The organism is Halomonas sp. SSL-5, assembly GCF_030708455.1.
Taxonomy (GTDB): Bacteria; Pseudomonadota; Gammaproteobacteria; order Pseudomonadales; family Halomonadaceae; genus Halomonas.
Map to the genome: position 1 here is coordinate 60962 of NZ_JAUYWF010000010.1, position 14779 is coordinate 75740.

Here is a 14779-nt window from a genome sequence, read left to right on the forward strand (position 1 = left end):
CTTGCCCCGGATCAGGCCGGGGTCACGGCGCGGGTGCTCACCTCTACCGTGGAGCTGGTCATCAGCCGATGGATGGGGCACTTGTGGCTGATCTCCTCGAGGCGGGCGACCTGTTCCGGGTCGCCGATGCCGTGGAAGGTCATCGCCACGTCGAGGCGGTAGGTGCCGTGGCGCTCCTCGCTGTCGTCACGGTGCACCGTGACGCTGACGCCCTCCAGGGGCCACTTCTTGCGCCGGGCATACATCATCGAGGTGATCGCCTTGCAGGCACCCAGCGACAGATCGAAGTAGTCGTGGGGGTCGGGGGCGGACTCCTCGCCGCCGTAGGCCTCGGGCACATCCACGAACAGGTCCTCGAAGCCGTCGAGCTCGACCCGCTGACGAAAGATATGGTTGCGTACGCTCTGGATCTCAATGGTCTTCTTCATGCGGATACTCCCTGCTCACTTGACCTCGATCGGCAGCCTCAGGGCCTCGATCGCCTTGATCAGCGCCTCCCGCCGGGCGCGACCCTCCACCTCGGCGCCGTGGCGCCCTACCTCGGCGCTATCGACGCCATCGAGCATCATCAGCGCGGTGGTGATGCGATTGACCTGGTCGGCGTCGGTGACACCCTCGAAGCTCAGCGACTGATGTGCCATGACGTGACTCCTGGCTTGCCTGGCATGGATGAATTCGGGAGTCTAGCATGTGCCACCCGGACCGGCAGCGGTTGCAATGTCGCGGCGGCGCCCACATCTCTCCGGATATCCCGACACCCTTCCCGACACGACGAGGCACCCCATGCACGACTGGCTCACCCAGCTGGGCGCAAGCTCGCTCGCCGACGACCGCATCACCTTCGACGCCCCGGATGGCGCACGCCAGGCCCTGGATGCCACGGTAGTGACGCCCCTCGTCCAGTTCGGTGTGCTCGATGTGGTGGGCGCCGATGCCGAGACGTTTCTGCAGGGCCAGGCGAGTGCCCAGCTCACCCTGGTCGATGGTGACGTCGCACCGTTGACCGTCTTCTGTACCCCCAAGGGGCGGATGCTCGCCAACGCCCAGCTGCTGCGCGTGGCCGAGGAGCACTACCGACTGATCCTGCACCGCGACCTGGTCGATTCCCTGGCCGAACACCTGAAGAAGTTCGCCCCCTTCTACAAGGTCGAATTGAAGACCCGCAGCGACCTGGCCCTGATCGGCCTGATCGGCCAGGAAGCCGGGGCCCTGGCCGAGGTGCGCCTGGATATCCCCCCGCCGGCGATCTGGCACCAGGCCGGCGACGCCGACACCCAGCTGCTGGCACACCCGGGGCCACGCCCGCGCCTGCTGGCCATCCTCCCCGCGACGCGGGCGAAGGATGTCTGGTCGGCCCTGGCCGATCAGGCCACGCCGGTGGGCAATGCCGTCTGGAGCCTGCACGATATCCAGGCGGGACTGGGCTGGCTGACCTCGCTTCACCGCGACGCCCTGCTGCCGCAGATGATCAACTGGGAGGCGCTGGGCGGTATCAGCTTCAAGAAGGGCTGCTACACCGGCCAGGAGGTGGTCGCACGCGCCCACTTCCGCGGTCAGGTCAAGCGCCGCCTGATGCGCGCCCAGCTGGAGGGGAGCGAGCTGCCCGCCCTGGGCAGTCCGGTGGAGACCGCCGACGGCAAGGGCGTGGGCGAGGTGCTCGCCGCGGAGCTGGACGCCTACGACCAGGCCGAGGTGCTCGCCGTATTGAGCACCAAGGAGGACCTGGGGCCCCTCAGCGTGGCCGGGCAGGCCTTCAAGCTGCTGAAGCTGCCCTACCCCGTCGAGCGTCTCGATCCGGAAAGCCTGACGGCGTCATAGCCGAAACAGGCGCCGGGCGTTGGCGGTGCTGTTCGCCGCCACCGTTTCCGGTGCCTGGTGACGCAGCGCCGCCACCGACCGACACACCTCGACGACACGCGCCGGCTCGTTGCGCTCGCCCTGGTGGCCGGCCAGCGGCATGTCGGGGCTGTCGGTCTCCAGCACGTAGCCATCGTCCGGAAGGGACGCCACGGCGCGATGCAGTCGCCTGGCCCGCTCATGGGTCACCGCCCCACCCAGTCCGAGCGTGAAGCCGAGATCCAGGAAGGCGCGTGCCTGCTCGGGCGAGCCGGCGAAGGCGTGGATCAGCCCGCCGGCGGGGAGCGCCAGCTGGCGCAGGCGCTTGGCGACCTGATCGTTGGCGCGCACACAGTGGATCACCACCGGCAGGGAGCGCGCCTTGGCCAGGCGCAACTGGGCGTCGAACCGACGCCACTGGGCCGCCAGGGTCTCGGCGAAGCGGGCATCGATGCCGCACTCGCCGATTCCCACGACCCTGGGCGCCACCACGTCAGGATGCTCGTCCAATGCCGCCTCCAGCGCCGCCAGGTCCCCCTCGCGGTGCTGATCCATGAAATAGGGGTGAAGCCCCAGGCAGACGCTGACGTCGTCGCGCTCCCCCAGCGCCAGCACGCCGGGCCAGCGCTTGCGCGTGGTGCCCGGCACCACGAAATGGCCGACGCCGGCCGCCCTGGCCCGCTCGATCACCGCCTCGCGGTCGGCATCGAAGTCGGGGAAGTCCAGATGGCAGTGGGCGTCGATAAGCATGGAGACAAACTACAAGGAGCAAGGAGCAAGGAGCAAGGAAAACATACCAGCCTTGCTGAGCGCTCGAAGCGAGGGGCGCCGGGGGCGGGTCGAAGAGGAGGTCCTATGCCAGGGATGGCATCGGTAGCGCCCAGGGATGGGTTCACAGCGCCTCCTCGAAGGCCCGCCCCCGGATCAGCCGCGAGCGATCCGGCGACATGCAACCAACGTTTCAGTGCTCGCGGGTCGGCTGGAAGCGGATCTCCGGCCAGCGCTCCTGGGTCATCTGCAGGTTGACCCGGGTGGGGGCGATATAGGTCAAATAGCCGCCGCCGTCGATGGCCAGGTTGGTGCTGGCCTTGCGCCTGAACTCCTCGAGCTTGCGGGCGTCGTCGCCGTAGATCCAGCGGGCGGTGTGGACGTTCACCCCCTCGTAGACACAGTCGACCTTGTACTCCTCCTTGAGGCGGTGGGCGACCACGTCGAACTGCAGGGTCCCCACGGCGCCGAGGATCAGGTCGTTGTTGTCCAGCGGCATGAACACCTGGGTGGCGCCCTCCTCGGAGAGCTGTTGCAGGCCCTTCTGGAGCGCCTTCATCTTCAGCGGATCCTTGAGGCGCACGCGCTTGAACAGCTCCGGGGCGAAGTGCGGGATGCCGGTGAAGCGCATGTCCTCGCCCTGGGTGAAGGTGTCACCGATCTGGATGGTGCCGTGGTTGTGCAGGCCGATGATGTCACCGGGCCAGGCCTCCTCTACCTGGGCGCGGTCCGACGCCATGAAGGTCAGGGCGTCGGCGATCTTGACGTCCTTGCCGATCCGCACATGGCGCATCTTCATGTTCTTCTCGTACTTGCCCGAGCAGACCCGCAGGAAGGCGATACGGTCGCGGTGATTGGGGTCCATGTTGGCCTGGATCTTGAACACGAAACCGGTGAAGCGACCGTCCTCGGCCTCCACGACCCGCGTGTCGGTCTCGCGGGACTGCGGGGGCGGCGCATATTCCACGAAGCCATCGAGCATCTCGCGCACCCCGAAGTTGCCCATGGCGGTACCGAAGTAGACCGGCGAGAGCTCGCCCCGCAGGTAGGCCTCGTGGTCGAACTCGTGGGATGCCCCGCGCACCAGTTCCACCTCCATGCGCAGCTCCTCGGCCTGCTCCTCGCCGAGCACCGCGTCCACCTCGGAATTGTCGAGCCCCTCGATGCGGCGGTCATCGGGGATGCGGCTGCCCTGCCCCTGGGTATAGAGATGGATGGTGTCGTTGTAGAGGTGGTAGACACCCCTGAAGTGACGCCCCATGCCGATCGGCCAGGTCATCGGCGCGCACTGGATATTGAGCACTTCCTCGACCTCGTCCATCACCTCGATGGGGTCGCGGATGTCGCGGTCCATCTTGTTGATGAAGGTCAGGATCGGCGTGGTACGCAGGCGACACACCTCCATCAGCTTGATGGTGCGGGCCTCGACGCCCTTGGCACCGTCGATCACCATCAGCGCCGAGTCCACCGCGGTCAGGGTACGGTAGGTGTCCTCGGAGAAGTCCTCGTGGCCCGGGGTGTCGAGCAGGTTGACGATGCGCCCGCCATAGGGGAACTGCATCACCGAGGTGGTCACCGAGATGCCCCGCTCCTGCTCCATCTTCATCCAGTCGGAGGTGGCGTGGCGGTCGTTGCGCTTGCTCTTCACCGACCCCGCCATCTGGATGGCGTTGCCGAACAGCAGCATCTTCTCGGTGATGGTGGTCTTGCCGGCATCCGGGTGCGAGATGATCGCGAAGGTGCGTCGAAGCCCGGTCTCATGGGCCTGTTTCTGGTCTGACATGCGTTGGGTTCGCCAATTTGTACTCAACCTTGTACTCGAGGAGAGCAGCGCCGGGTCGAGAGAGGAGTTTGGCGCCTATTCTACGCCCTCGCCGGGCCGAAATGTAGGCCGCGTACGCCACCCGGCGGCGCTGCCGCGCTATCATGGGGCGGTCGATACAGGAGCCAACATGCCGACCACCCAGCCATTGCCGCTCTCCACCCCCAACCGCAACCTGGTGCGCCTGACCATCGTGCGCGGCATCACCTGGACCGGCTTCCTCGCCGCCATCATCTTCGGGGTCGAGGTGCTGGGCTTCGAGCTTGCGGTCACCGCGGTGATCGGCGTGGTGCTGGTGATGGCGGTGATCAACCTGGCCACCTGGTGGCGCCTGGGACGCCACCGCGCGGTGACCGACGGCGAATACCTGCTCCATCTGCTGGCCGATGTTGCCGGGCTCACGCTGCTCTTCTACTTCACCGGCGGCGCCAGCAACCCCTTCATCACCTACTACCTGGTCCCGGTGACCATCGCCGCCGCCACCCTGCCCTGGCGCTGCGCCTGGATCATCGCCGCCACCTCCATGCTCGGCTACAGCACGCTGCTGGCCTTCCATCACCCGGTCCCCCAGCTGACCGGCGGCCACGGGCCGAGCCCCGGGCTCAACCTCCACGTGCTGGGCATGTGGCTGAACTTCGCCCTCTCGGCGGGCCTGGTCACCTTCTTCATCTACAAGATGGCCCATGCCCTGCGCAGCCGGGAGCAGGCGCTGTCACGGACCCGCGAATCCGCCCTGCGCAACGAACAGGTGCTCGCCGTGGCCACCCAGGCCGCGGGTACCGCCCACGAGCTGGGCACACCGCTCTCCACCATGGCGGTGCTGCTTTCCGAGATGCGCGAGGAGAGCGGGGACAACCCCATGCTGCAGAAGGATATCGAACTGCTCCGCCAGCAGGTGGATACCTGCAAGTCACGGCTGCAGCAGCTGGTGGAGAGCGCCGACCGTCGCCGCATGGGCGAGCCGCAGATCACCGATGCCGAGGTGTGGCTGGCCGGGGTAGTACAGCGCTGGCTGGTGCTGCGCCCGGACGTCAGCCATCACATGACGGTGGCAGAACACCGCAGCCGCCCCTGGCTGGCGGTGGACACGACCCTCGAGCAGGCGCTGACTAACCTGCTCAACAACGCCGCCGACGCCAACCCCGACGACATCGCCATCGGCCTCGACTGGCACGACGACGAGGTGATCATCGACATCCGCGACCACGGCCCCGGGGTGGCCCTGTCGATCGCCGACCAGCTCGGCGAGACCTTCGTCTCCACCAAGAGCAAGGGGATGGGCATCGGCCTGTTCCTGACCCATGCCACCATCAACCGCTTCGGCGGCGGCGTCAGCCTCTACAATCACCCCCAGGGCGGCACCCTGACCGAGGTCGTGCTGCCCCTCGCCCCCGCCGCCGAATGAGCTCACCCACCACCCGAGCGAGAGACCCATGCAAGAGACGCCCGAACGCCTGCTGATCATCGACGACGACGAGATGTTCTGCCACGTGCTTGACCGTGCCATGACCCGCCGCGGCTACGAGGTGGTGGTCGCCCGGGATGCCCAGGAAGCGCTCTCCCTGGCCCGTCGGCACCGCCCCACCCTGGCCACCCTCGACCTCAAGCTGGAGCATGAATCGGGGCTCAAGCTGTTGCCGGAACTGCTCGAGGTGGTCCCTGAGTGTCGGGTGGTGATCCTGACCGGCTACTCCAGCATCGCCACGGCCGTGGAGGCGATCAAGCTGGGGGCGGTCAACTATCTGTGCAAGCCGGCCGATGCCGACGAGGTGCTGGCCGCCTTCGACAAGGATGATGGCGACCCGCAGATCGAGTTGGCCGACCAGCCCCCCTCCATCAACCGCATCGCCTGGGAGCATATCCAGAAGGTGCTCCAGGAGCACGACGGCAACATCTCCGCCACCGCCCGGGCCCTGGGCATGCACCGCCGCACCCTGCAGCGCAAGCTGCAGAAGCGGCCGGTGCGACGCTAGCCCCTTACTGAGCCGTCCACCCCAGGTCCATGTTCCAGCTGGCACCGGTGACGGCACCGGCCGAGTCGGATGCCAGGTAGGCCACCAGCTCGGCCACCTCGTTGGGTTCGATCAGGCGCTTGATGGCGGCGTTCTTGAGCATGATCTGCTCGATCACCTCCTGCTCGTCCATGCCGTGCATCTTCGCCTGGTCGGCGATCTGGTTGTCGACCAGCGGGGTCTTCACGTAGGCGGGACAGATGGCGTTGGCGGTGATGCCCTGGGCGCCGCCCTCCAGCGCCGCGGTCTTGGTCAGGCCGATCATGCCATGCTTGGCACTGATATAGGCCGACTTGCCCGGCGAGGCCACCTGGGCGTGTACCGAGGCGATGTTGACGATGCGCCCCCAGCCATTCTCGCGCATGGAGGGCCATGCCGCCTGGCTCAGCAGGAAGGGAGCGGTCAGCATCAGGTCGATGATCTGGCGCCACTTCGCCTCGGGAAACTCCTCGATGGGCGAGACATGCTGGATGCCGGCGTTGTTGACCAGGATATCGACGCGCCCGAAGCGCTTGATCGCCTCGGCAACGGCGGCCTTGCAGGCCTCCCCGTCCGTGAGGTCGGCCTGAAAGAAACTGGCACCGGCCTCCTCGGCCACCTCGCGGCCCGCGGGATTGAAGTCCACCGCCAGCACCTGGTGGCCGAGGCGACAGAAGTGACGCACCACTGCCTCGCCGATACCGCTGCTGGTACCGGTGACGAGGGCGACGCGGGGGGTGACGGACGCTGACATTGACGACTCCTTGCTGATGTAGATTGTCGAAATACGCGAAGCCACCAGCATAAGGGGATGTCGGCATGCCGCGCCACCTCGAGGGGTTCGGTTCGGGGCTGTCGCAGTTACCGACAGGTTGATTGCGAAAGGCGCCGGGGACAGGTCGGAGAGGGGGTCCGAGGACCAGGGATGGCCGAGGTAGCCTACAAGGAAGTACTCGTAGCGCCCCATCGACGGTCCGGCGCTCCGGGGCCTGTCGCCGGAAAAGCCTTGAGAGGGACTGCCATCTGCGATGGTCTTCGGATGCCTCGTCACCCTTCGCGAGGAGACTCCTCGCCGGGCTCCTGCGCGGGGGCCATCACCCGCTCCATCAGCTGCTGGGCGAGGCGGCTGGCGTCCTGTCGCGTGACGACATCGGCGAGATCATCGAGCAGCACCAGGCGCCAGCAGGCGAGCGACTCCCCCAGCGCCACGGCTTCCAGCGGGTAGCGACCCGAGGGCAATGACAGCGTGCAGCGCTCCCCGGCGCCGGGCATGGGCTCGTCTTGGGTAGCGGGCAGCATCACCAGCCACAGCGATACCGGTGTGACCAGGGCACCCACCAGCTGCTCGCCGTGCTCGGGCAGGCGATAAGACTGGAAGCAGAGCGCATCGGCGGCCAGTCGCGGATTGAACTGGGACAGCGACTTGGACTCGCGCAGGTGGCTGGCGGTCCAGGCCTCGGCAAGCCGGCGCAGGCGCTGGTACTGTTCCGGGGTCAGGGCATGCATGAGTCTCTCCATGATGACGGGCGGCGCCAGTATAGGCGCAGCGGGCCGCCGGTCCCAGCCGGACATCGGCGCCCTGCCGTCGAGCTGCTAGGCTATCGGCACGCGCCATGCCGGACCCGTCCCGTCCAGCCCATTCCGAGGGAGCCCATCATGACCGACAACGAACGCCTGCAGCATGCCCTGGAGATCGCCCGGGAAGCGGGAACGCGCATCCGCGATGCCCGTCATGACCGGGACTTCGGTCATCGCTACAAGGGTGGCGAGGAGCTGGTGACCGATATCGACGTGGCGGTGGACCGCCTGATCGACGCCCGACTGGAATCGAGCTTCCCGGGGGAGGCACGCCTCAGCGAGGAGCTCTCACCCGACCGCAGCGCGCTGGCCGTGGACGGGCCGCTGTGGGTCATCGACCCCATCGATGGCACCGTCAACTTCGCCCACGGGCTCGCCCACGTGGCGGTCTCCATCGCCTGGCTGGAGCATGGCGAGGCGCGCATCGGCGTGGTCCACGCCCCCTTCCTGGGCGAGACCTACACCGCCATCCGCGGCGCGGGGGCCTGGCGCAACGGCGAGCCGATCCACGCCAGCCGCCGCAACGACCTGAATCGCAGCCTGGTCGCCACCGGCTTCCCCTACCGCCGCGACAGCCGACCACCGCTGATGCGCCGCCTCGCCGCGGTGCTCGATCACTGCCAGGACGTGCGCCGCAACGGCTCGGCGGCTCTCGACCTGTGCGACGTCGCCTGCGGCCGACTGGATGCCTACTACGAGAGCGTCTCGCCCTGGGACTTCGCGGCCGGCTGGCTGATCGCCAGCGAGGCCGGCGCCCGCACGGGGCATCTCTACCCCTGCCCCGAGGGGATCCCCGCGGCTCTCTACGGGGAGAATCTGCTTGCCTCGAGCCCGGGCATCCACGCCGAACTGGGCGAGCTGCTGCGGCGCGCCGATGCCGGTGAACTCGACGCGCCGTGACTCGTGGCGGCTGACAACCCATAGCGGCTGACAATGGCCCGGCTCGCCAGGGCCTATTGGCCACGGCGTCCGCTATCACGGACAATGGCGCCATCCATTTGCCAGCCAGCGCCCCAGGCGCCGAGGAGAGCCCATGTTCATCACCATCTACGGCCGTCCAGGCTGCCCCTTCTGCGTGTTCGCCAAGGACCTTGCCCAGCGCCTCGAGGCCGCCGGAGCCAGTGAGGGCTATCGCTATATCGACATGTATGCCGAGGGGCTGACCAAGGCCGACCTGACCCAGAAGGTCGGCCAGACCGTGCATACGGTGCCCCAGGTGTTCCTGGATGCCACGCCCATCGGCGGCTTCTCGGAATTCGATCAGTTCGTGCGCGTCGAGGGCCTGCTGGCGGCCGCCCAGCCCCACTGACCGCTGCCCACTGACCACGCCCTGCTCGGCTGCGTGGTCCTGGCGTTGAAAGCCCTCCCGTCGTCGATGCCTATACTTCCCGCCAGTCACGACGACAAGGGAAGCACTTTCGATGCAGAGGGAAGAGTTCATTCAGCAGCTATGGCTGGATTTCATCCACCAGCATCCGGAGATCGGCGGGCTGCGGCTCTGGCCGCTGGATGCCCCGGTGGAATATCTGGCCCTGTTGACCCTCAACCACCGCCATCACGGCATGGATGCCCTGCTGCCTTCGCTTGCGCATTTCGGCTACCGCATCCGCCACCGCCATGCCATGGCCGACCGCGGGCTGCTGGTCAACCTGCTGGCACCGCCGGGAGAAGGCCCCTGGCTGGCCGTCGCCGAACTCCAGATGGGCACCCTGGCCAGGCGGCCCAGGGCGCTGCTCGAGGGGCTGGTCAACCAGGCCCCGGAGGCGGCCCATCGAGGCCCCAATCGCCTGTGCCGGGGTCGGCCCTGGCCGATGCCTGATTGGGAGAGCTACCAGGCCCTGCATCAGGCGCATCCCCTGGCCGCCCTGCTCGCCGTCAACGGGCCGCGGCTGCACCATGTGGGCTACGACTGCCAGTACCTCGATGCCCCCCTCGAGGAGTTGCACCGGGGGATGGAAGAGGCCGGATTCGCCGGCACCGCCGATCGTCATCACGGCCTCTTCCCCATCTCGCCGCTGGTCGACTATCGCTTCTACCCGACGGGCTCGCGGCGGCTGCCCTTCGCCGAGGGTGACGAGCACCGTGTGGAGACCGGTGGCATCGCGCTGGTGCAGAAATCGGTGAGTGCCCACCAGGAGCGAGTGGTCGAACTGCTGCTGCCCCACCACACCCGCTGCCAGCTCTCCTGATCCGTCATCCACAGAATCTGTGGATAACGCTGTGCAACATTGGCGACCCGGCCCCTCACCATCGGCCGCGAGGCGCGATGGTCATAAAATCGCCATCCCCGAACGCACGCGGCCCGGACGCTTGACGTCCGGGCCGCGGTATCAGCGGGGAAGGTCCCGCATCAGTCGAAGGTCATCTCCGGGACGTGGTCGGGCACCACCAGCTTGCCCGCGGTCAGCGACTGGATCTCCTCCACGGATACGCCCGGGGCGCGCTCCTTGAGGTGGAAGGCGCCGTCCTTGATCTCCAGGTAGGCGAGGTCGGTCAGCACGCGATTGATGCAGCCGGCGCCGGTCAGCGGCAGGTTGCAGCTCTCGAGCAGCTTGGACTCGCCGTGCTTGGAGGCGTGGGTCATGGTGCAGATGATGTTCTCCGCGCCGGCCACCAGGTCCATGGCGCCGCCCATGCCCTTGATCAGCTTGCCGGGGATCATCCAGGAGGCGATATTGCCGTTCTGGTCGACCTCGAAGGCCCCCAGCACGGTCAGGTCGACGTGGCCGCCGCGGATCATGGCGAAGGACTCCGCCGACGAGAAGATCGCCGCCCCCGGACGGGCGGTGACGGTCTGCTTGCCGGCGTTGATCATGTCCGGGTCGACCTCTTCCTCGGTGGGGAAGCGCCCCATGCCGAGCAGACCGTTCTCGGACTGCAGCATCACGTCGATGCCGTCGGGGATATAGTTGGCCACCAGGGTCGGGATGCCGATGCCCAGGTTCACGTAGAAGCCATCTTCCAGTTCACGCGCCACGCGCATTGCCATCTGTTCGCGAGTCAGTGCCATCTTGTTGCCTCTTTGTTCGATGAGAAACGGTCGGTGAGAAACGTCAGCGGCGAGGAGATCACCCCTCGTGCACGGTGCGCTTCTCGATGCGCTTCTCGAAGGTGCCCTGGATGATGCGGTCGACGTAGATACCCGGGGTGTGGATCTGGTCGGGCTTCAGCTCACCCGGCTCGACGATCTCCTCGACCTCGACCACGGTGATCCTGCCGCAGGTTGCCGCCAGCGGGTTGAAGTTCTGGGCGGTATCGCGGTAGACCACGTTGCCGTAGCGGTCGGCCTTCCAGCCCTTGACGATGGCGAAGTCGGCGTGGAACGCCTCCTCGAGGATATGCGGACGACCGTTGAACTCGCGCACCTCCTTGCCCTCGCCGATGGGCGTGCCGTAGCCCGTGGCGGTATAGAAGGCCGGGATACCGGCGCCGCCGGCGCGCATCTTCTCGGCCAGGGTCCCCTGGGGGGTGAGGATCACCTCGATCTCATCGTTGAGCATCTGCTGCTCGAACAGCGCGTTCTCCCCTACGTAGGAGGCATAGATGCGCGAGATCTGCTTGTCCTCCAGCAGCACGCCCAGGCCGAAGCCGTCGACGCCGCAGTTGTTGGAGAGCACGGTCAGGTCCTTCACGCCACGACGCTTGATCTCGGCGATCAGGTTCTCGGGGATGCCACACAGGCCGAAGCCACCGGCGGCGACCGTCATGCCGCTGTCGATGCCTTCCATCGCCTCTGCATAGGTGTTAACGCGCTTGTCGAATCCGGACATAGGACGCCTCATGTTGTTGTGAGCTGAAGTACTCAGGAAGAATAGCGGGTCTTGGAGACTCGTGGCACCAGTGTTGGCCCTGGCGATATATTTGTTAAGTTTGTTTTTCTTATCATTTAATCGGAAAATGTTATTAATTATACCTTCGTCGCATCTACGCCACGGGTAGCCTTCTCATGACCGCCAAGCAGCTTCGCGCCTTCCTCGCCGTCGCCCAGACCCTCAGCTTCACCCAGGCCTGCGAGCATCTGCACCTCTCGCAGCCAGCGCTTAGCCTGGCGATCAAGGGGCTCGAGGAGAGCCTTGGCGGTCGGCTGCTGACGAGGACCACACGCAGCGTTCGCCTGACCCCCGAAGGCGAGTCGCTGGTCCCCCTGGCCAAGCGGCTGCTGGCCGACTGGGACAACACCGAGGAGTCGATGCGCCAGCGCTTCACCCTGCAGATGGGCCGGCTCGGGGTGGCCGCCATGCCTTCCTTCGCCGGCAACCTGCTGCCCCCGGCGCTGATGGCGTTTCGACAGCGCTATCCGCGCATCAATGTCACCGTGCACGACGTCATCAATGAGCAGGTGATCGAGATGGTGCGCAACGGCCAGGTGGAGCTGGGCATCGCCTTCGAGCCAGAGGCCGTGGGCAGCCTCACCTTCACGCCCCTGTTCAGCGACCGTTTCGTCGCCGTGGTACCGCCCCGCTCGCTGCTGGCCGGACACCCGGCGCTGCGCTGGGAGATGCTGCTCACCCACGACTTCATTGCCCTGCAGCGCCCCTCCATGGTGCGCCGCCTGCTCGAGCAGCAGCTGGAAGCAGAAGGCATGGCACTGCCCAGCGCCTTCGAGAGCCACCAGCTGGCCACCGTGGGGCGCATGGTGGCCAGCGGGCTGGGCGTCAGCGCGGTGCCCTCGCTGTGCCGCGGCCAGATGGAGGAGCTCGGTGCCCGCTGCCTGCCCCTGGAGGCCCCCGCCATCCAGCGCGCCGTGGGCATCCTCACCCATGGCGAGCTCTCCACCGCGGCCCTGGCCCTGAAGGAGGTGATCCTCGAGACCCAGGGGCCCGCCGCGGGCCCCCCCACGGGCCGTTGAGCCATGGGCGTTGGTCGCAGGCGCTGGGCAGGCGTCGGGGGATCCTTTAGCATTGCCGACATTCCACAGGCAACCAATGGAGACCGGCATGTCGACCCTCCGGGGCATCGTCAGCCTGCTGCTGCTCACCCTGACCACCCTGCTGTGGGGCCTCCCCCTGCTGTTGATGACGGTGGTGAAACTGGTCACGCCCGGCCACCGCCTGCGCCTGGCGGTGCTCAGGGTGCTCAATGCGATAGCCCTCAACTGGATCGGACTCAACCTGTGGTGGATGCGGCACTGGCTGAAGCCGCGCCTGGAGATCGAGCTACCCGAGGGCCTCTCTCGCCGGCAGGGCTGGCTGGTGCTCTCCAACCACCGCAGCTGGACCGACATCTTCGTGCTGTTCTTCGCCCTGCACCGACGCATCCCCATGCCCCGCTTCTTCCTCAAGCGACAGCTGATCTGGATCCCCATCGTGGGCCTGGCCTGGTGGGCGCTGGAGTTCCCCTTCATGCGGCGCCTGACCGCCGAGCAGCGTGCCCGCCACCCGCACCTGGCCCGCCGCGACCGCGAGGCCACGGAGCGGATGTGCCAACGCGCCCGGGAGATGCCCATCGCCATCTTCAATTTCGTGGAGGGTACCCGCTTCACGCCGGCCAAGCATGCCGTCCAGGACTCGCCCTATCGGCATCTGCTGAGGCCCCGCGCCGGTGGCGTCGCCCAGGTCCTCGGCCTGCTCGGCGACCAGCTCGCCGGCATTCTCGATGTCACCCTCCACTACGACAACCCGCGCCCCACCTTCTGGGGCTACCTGTGCGGCCGCGAGGGTCGCATCGTCATGCACGCCCGCCTCCTGCCTGTCGAGGGCTGGATGCAGGGTGGCAACTACCAGGATAACGCCAGCGACAAGGAACGCTTCCACTCATGGATCAATGCGCTTTGGCACCAAAAGGACGACAGGCTCTCGCGCTCCTGATCGGCCTGCTGCTGATGCTTGCCGGCTGCGCCTCACAGCAGTCGGAGAGGACGACGCGGGATGCCGCCGAGGCATCCCGCGTCGGCGGCTGGGTCATCGTGCAGCGTGGCGACACCCTGGGTGAGCTGGCCCGGCGGGGCGGCGTGCCCCTGGAGCGCCTGCAGCGCTTCAACCCCGACGTCGATGCCAGGGGCCTGGCGGTGGGCCAGCGCCTGCTGATGCCGACCCAGCGCGAACGCGCCCCCTACCGCGGGCCCTACCGCTACCAGGTGCGTCCCGGGGACACCTACTCGAGCATCGCCCGCCGTTTCCACACCCAAGCCTCGCGACTCCAGGCCGCCAACCCGGGCGTTGCCCCCACCCGCCTCGCGGTGGGCCAGCTGATCCAGGTTCCCCTGGCCTCGGGAGGCTCCCGCACCGCCGCGAGCGCGGCGGGCGGCAGCGGTTCGAGCTCGTCCGGCAGCGCATCGCCCCGCCGCGCCAGTCTGCCGGACCCGGGCAACCTGCCGAGTTCGGCGCGCCGCTGGCCCTGGCCGCTGGACGATTATCGCATCGTGCGCTCCTACGGCACCGACAGCCGAGGCACCCTGCAACCCATGCTGCTGGCCACCGACGCGGGCGCGCGGGCCAAGGCCGTGGCCGCCGGCGAAGTGCGCTATGCCGGCAGCATGCGTCAGCTCGGCAAGGTGGTGATCGTCCACCATCCCGACAACCTGCAGAGCGTCTATGCCCTGTGCGACCGACTGCTGGTGGAGAATGGCCAGTCGGTGGCGCGCGGCGCGGCTCTCTGCGAGGTGGGGTACAGCAATGCCACCGAGCGCCACGACCTGCTGTTCGACCTGCGCCACGGCGGCAAGCCGGTGAATCCCCGCGGCGTGCTGCGTTGACATGACCCCTTAACGCGCCTGTCGCCGACCTGTCATCCGCCTCGACCATCCTTGACCACAACCGGGCGCAAGCCCGCCTGCAACGAGGAT

Annotated in this window: 17 protein-coding genes; 9 read left to right on the forward strand and 8 right to left on the reverse strand. The window is 67.4% G+C overall.

Features of this window, described 5'->3' with window-relative positions; translation table 11 throughout:
* Positions 1-11: 11 nt before the first annotated feature.
* Positions 12-428 carry an OsmC family protein gene (locus RAN53_RS12785; protein ID WP_305797200.1) on the reverse strand — a complete coding sequence of 139 codons (417 nt, stop codon included), beginning with the start codon at positions 426-428 and terminating at the stop codon, positions 12-14.
* Positions 429-443: 15 nt separating this feature from the next.
* Positions 444-641: a hypothetical protein gene (locus RAN53_RS12790; protein WP_305797201.1), complete on the reverse strand. Its 198-nt coding sequence runs from the start codon at positions 639-641 to the stop codon at positions 444-446.
* A gap of 142 nt (positions 642-783) precedes the next feature.
* Between RAN53_RS12790 and RAN53_RS12795 the strand changes: the two genes are divergently transcribed.
* Entirely contained in the window at positions 784-1818 is a 1035-nt protein-coding gene (locus RAN53_RS12795; protein ID WP_305797202.1) for a YgfZ/GcvT domain-containing protein, read from the forward strand.
* On the opposite strand, the gene RAN53_RS12800 is transcribed toward RAN53_RS12795, so the two are convergent.
* Positions 1813-2586, reverse strand: coding sequence for a TatD family hydrolase (locus tag RAN53_RS12800; protein ID WP_305797203.1), 774 nt, complete (start codon positions 2584-2586; stop codon positions 1813-1815). The genes RAN53_RS12795 and RAN53_RS12800 overlap by 6 nt on opposite strands.
* 211 nt (positions 2587-2797) lie before the next feature.
* Complete coding sequence (locus RAN53_RS12805; RefSeq protein ID WP_305797204.1) at positions 2798-4387, reverse strand: peptide chain release factor 3; 1590 nt, start codon at positions 4385-4387, stop codon at positions 2798-2800.
* A 169-nt stretch (positions 4388-4556) separates the two neighbouring features.
* Between RAN53_RS12805 and RAN53_RS12810 the strand changes: the two genes are divergently transcribed.
* Both RAN53_RS12810 and RAN53_RS12815 read left to right on the forward strand, forming a co-directional pair.
* Complete coding sequence (locus tag RAN53_RS12810) at positions 4557-5831, forward strand: ATP-binding protein (RefSeq protein WP_305797205.1); 1275 nt, start codon at positions 4557-4559, stop codon at positions 5829-5831.
* A gap of 28 nt (positions 5832-5859) precedes the next feature.
* On the forward strand, positions 5860-6399 hold the full coding sequence (locus RAN53_RS12815; protein ID WP_305797206.1) for a response regulator transcription factor: 540 nt from the start codon (positions 5860-5862) through the stop codon (positions 6397-6399).
* Positions 6400-6403: 4 nt separating this feature from the next.
* Here the strand turns inward: RAN53_RS12815 and RAN53_RS12820 are convergent, their stop codons facing one another.
* Together RAN53_RS12820 and hybE are read right to left on the reverse strand one after the other, a co-directional pair.
* Positions 6404-7171: a 3-hydroxybutyrate dehydrogenase gene (locus RAN53_RS12820; RefSeq protein ID WP_305797207.1), complete on the reverse strand. Its 768-nt coding sequence runs from the start codon at positions 7169-7171 to the stop codon at positions 6404-6406.
* A 293-nt stretch (positions 7172-7464) separates the two neighbouring features.
* Entirely contained in the window at positions 7465-7923 is a 459-nt protein-coding gene (gene hybE, locus RAN53_RS12825) for a [NiFe]-hydrogenase assembly chaperone HybE (protein ID WP_305797208.1), read from the reverse strand.
* A 150-nt stretch (positions 7924-8073) separates the two neighbouring features.
* On the opposite strand from hybE, the gene RAN53_RS12830 reads away from it, so the two are divergent.
* The 3 genes from RAN53_RS12830 (at position 8074) to RAN53_RS12840 (ending at position 10184) form a co-directional block, all read left to right on the forward strand.
* On the forward strand, positions 8074-8895 hold the full coding sequence (locus RAN53_RS12830) for an inositol monophosphatase family protein (protein WP_305797209.1): 822 nt from the start codon (positions 8074-8076) through the stop codon (positions 8893-8895).
* A gap of 133 nt (positions 8896-9028) precedes the next feature.
* Positions 9029-9304, forward strand: a complete 276-nt coding sequence (locus RAN53_RS12835) for a GrxA family glutaredoxin (RefSeq protein WP_305797210.1) — start codon at positions 9029-9031, stop codon at positions 9302-9304.
* Positions 9305-9416: 112 nt separating this feature from the next.
* The gene (locus RAN53_RS12840; protein ID WP_305797211.1) at positions 9417-10184 is read left to right on the forward strand and encodes a DUF1338 family protein; all 768 of its coding nucleotides are present in this window, start codon (positions 9417-9419) and stop codon (positions 10182-10184) included.
* Between the two features lie 161 nt (positions 10185-10345).
* Here the strand turns inward: RAN53_RS12840 and RAN53_RS12845 are convergent, their stop codons facing one another.
* Both RAN53_RS12845 and RAN53_RS12850 read right to left on the reverse strand, forming a co-directional pair.
* Entirely contained in the window at positions 10346-11005 is a 660-nt protein-coding gene (locus RAN53_RS12845) for a CoA transferase subunit B (RefSeq protein WP_305797212.1), read from the reverse strand.
* 58 nt (positions 11006-11063) lie between these two features.
* Entirely contained in the window at positions 11064-11765 is a 702-nt protein-coding gene (locus RAN53_RS12850; protein WP_305797213.1) for a CoA transferase subunit A, read from the reverse strand.
* Positions 11766-11941: 176 nt separating this feature from the next.
* Between RAN53_RS12850 and RAN53_RS12855 the strand changes: the two genes are divergently transcribed.
* The 3 genes from RAN53_RS12855 to RAN53_RS12865 all read left to right on the forward strand — a co-directional run bounded on the left by RAN53_RS12855 (position 11942) and on the right by RAN53_RS12865 (position 14689).
* A complete protein-coding gene (locus tag RAN53_RS12855; RefSeq protein WP_305797214.1) occupies positions 11942-12844 on the forward strand; it encodes a LysR family transcriptional regulator in 903 nt (300 codons plus the stop codon).
* A gap of 88 nt (positions 12845-12932) precedes the next feature.
* Positions 12933-13802, forward strand: a complete 870-nt coding sequence (locus RAN53_RS12860; RefSeq protein WP_305797215.1) for an acyltransferase — start codon at positions 12933-12935, stop codon at positions 13800-13802.
* A complete protein-coding gene (locus RAN53_RS12865; RefSeq protein ID WP_305797216.1) occupies positions 13751-14689 on the forward strand; it encodes a LysM peptidoglycan-binding domain-containing protein in 939 nt (312 codons plus the stop codon). The genes RAN53_RS12860 and RAN53_RS12865 overlap by 52 nt, the downstream gene beginning before the upstream one ends.
* The last annotated feature ends 90 nt before the right edge of the window (positions 14690-14779 follow it).

Coding starts and splice junctions, on each gene's coding strand:
- RAN53_RS12845 (WP_305797212.1), bottom strand. CDS start 11,005: ATGGCACTGACTCGCGAACAGATGGCAATGCGCGTGGCGCGTGAACTG.
- RAN53_RS12795 (WP_305797202.1), top strand. CDS start 784: ATGCACGACTGGCTCACCCAGCTGGGCGCAAGCTCGCTCGCCGACGAC.
- RAN53_RS12835 (WP_305797210.1), top strand. CDS start 9,029: ATGTTCATCACCATCTACGGCCGTCCAGGCTGCCCCTTCTGCGTGTTC.
- RAN53_RS12820 (WP_305797207.1), bottom strand. CDS start 7,171: ATGTCAGCGTCCGTCACCCCCCGCGTCGCCCTCGTCACCGGTACCAGC.
- RAN53_RS12815 (WP_305797206.1), top strand. CDS start 5,860: ATGCAAGAGACGCCCGAACGCCTGCTGATCATCGACGACGACGAGATG.
- RAN53_RS12855 (WP_305797214.1), top strand. CDS start 11,942: ATGACCGCCAAGCAGCTTCGCGCCTTCCTCGCCGTCGCCCAGACCCTC.
- RAN53_RS12800 (WP_305797203.1), bottom strand. CDS start 2,586: ATGCTTATCGACGCCCACTGCCATCTGGACTTCCCCGACTTCGATGCC.
- RAN53_RS12850 (WP_305797213.1), bottom strand. CDS start 11,765: ATGTCCGGATTCGACAAGCGCGTTAACACCTATGCAGAGGCGATGGAA.
- RAN53_RS12805 (WP_305797204.1), bottom strand. CDS start 4,387: ATGTCAGACCAGAAACAGGCCCATGAGACCGGGCTTCGACGCACCTTC.
- RAN53_RS12785 (WP_305797200.1), bottom strand. CDS start 428: ATGAAGAAGACCATTGAGATCCAGAGCGTACGCAACCATATCTTTCGT.
- RAN53_RS12810 (WP_305797205.1), top strand. CDS start 4,557: ATGCCGACCACCCAGCCATTGCCGCTCTCCACCCCCAACCGCAACCTG.
- RAN53_RS12830 (WP_305797209.1), top strand. CDS start 8,074: ATGACCGACAACGAACGCCTGCAGCATGCCCTGGAGATCGCCCGGGAA.
- RAN53_RS12790 (WP_305797201.1), bottom strand. CDS start 641: ATGGCACATCAGTCGCTGAGCTTCGAGGGTGTCACCGACGCCGACCAG.
- RAN53_RS12865 (WP_305797216.1), top strand. CDS start 13,751: ATGGATCAATGCGCTTTGGCACCAAAAGGACGACAGGCTCTCGCGCTC.
- RAN53_RS12860 (WP_305797215.1), top strand. CDS start 12,933: ATGTCGACCCTCCGGGGCATCGTCAGCCTGCTGCTGCTCACCCTGACC.
- RAN53_RS12840 (WP_305797211.1), top strand. CDS start 9,417: ATGCAGAGGGAAGAGTTCATTCAGCAGCTATGGCTGGATTTCATCCAC.
- hybE (WP_305797208.1), bottom strand. CDS start 7,923: ATGCATGCCCTGACCCCGGAACAGTACCAGCGCCTGCGCCGGCTTGCC.